The organism is Psychrobacter sp. CAM01, from assembly GCF_032842965.1.
Lineage (GTDB): Bacteria > Pseudomonadota > Gammaproteobacteria > Pseudomonadales > Moraxellaceae > Psychrobacter > Psychrobacter celer.
Window position 1 is genome coordinate 1 of sequence record NZ_JAWJBL010000014.1, and the last position, 1,295, is coordinate 1,295.

1 protein-coding gene is annotated in these 1,295 nt (G+C 45.8%); it reads left to right on the forward strand.

From position 1 onward, the window contains the following. On the forward strand, positions 1–1,274 hold a 1,274-nt coding region (locus R0I52_RS08380; RefSeq protein ID WP_317053959.1), incomplete at its 5' end, for an IS4 family transposase. Positions 1,275–1,295 lie beyond the last annotated feature (21 nt).

Here is a 1,295-nt window from a genome sequence, read left to right on the forward strand (position 1 = left end):
CTTTCTCTCCAACAGAATTTACAGCCCTTTCGGACCTCCTTTCCGCTGAACTTATTGATGAATGTCTCGTGGATGCTGGGGTTGTTACGATAAGAAAACGCCGTCTTCCGATGGAAATGATGGTATGGGCTGTAACAGGAATGTCCCTTTTTCGTTCTCTTTCCATGGCGCAACTCGTTTCTCATTTAGACATTGTTTTACCAGGTAACCGGCCTTTCGTTGCACCAAGTGCCGTTGTTCAGGCACGTCAACGGCTAGGGGAAGATGCAGTCCGTAAAGTATTTGAGAAAACAAGTCAGCTCTGGCTTGATAAACTGCCATTATCACACTGGAACGGATTAACCCTAATGGCTGTCGATGGCACATTATGGCGTACACCAGATACCCCTGAAAATGATGCCGTATTTGGGCGAACAGCCAATGAACACTCACGTTCTGATTGGCCGCAACTTCGCATGGTTTGCCAGATGGAGATCACAAGCCATCTGATTTCGGGCGCACATTTTGGTAGCGTTTCCGAGGTGAGCGAAATTGGCCTTGCTGCCAAATTGACAGAGCAAACCCCGGATAGTTCTCTGACCATTTTTGATAAAGGATTTTATGCTCTGGGGTTACTTCACCATTGGCAGTCCTCTGGCGTAGAGAAACACTGGATGCTCCCATTACGTAAAGGCTCACAGTACCTAGTCGTAGAGAAACTCGGCTCCGGAGATGAGTTAGTTGAATTACGTCTATCCCCTCAAGCACGCAAAAAATGGACTAACGCTCCAATGATATTGAGAGCTCGATTGATAACAAAAGACGTGAATGGGAAGAGGGTTCAGATATTAACATCAATGAGTGATCCACTTCGATACCCCAACGCCGATATTGTCGACCTGTATGGGCATCGTTGGGAAATAGAACATGGCTTCAGAGAAATGAAGCAGCATATGTTGAATAATGAACTCACATTGAGGAGCAAAAAGCCCGTCTTAGTAAATCAAGAGTTATGGGGAATGGTACTCGCGTATAACTTACTGCGGTTTATGATGGCTCAGATGGCATACAGCTTGAAAGATACAGAGCCCTATCAGATGGGATTTAAACAAACTGCGATATACCTGAGTGCCCAACTGAGCCTGCTTCCCGCGGTTGCTCCGGGAAACATACCAAAATTCATTAATGGGATATTGGCAATGGCTAGAAGTTTTGTTCTACCGAGTCGACGACAAAGGCATTACCCTAGGGCGGTAAAGAAAAAGCCGCAACGATACCCGTTACGGCGATATTAATGACTTAACTGACAAGCATTA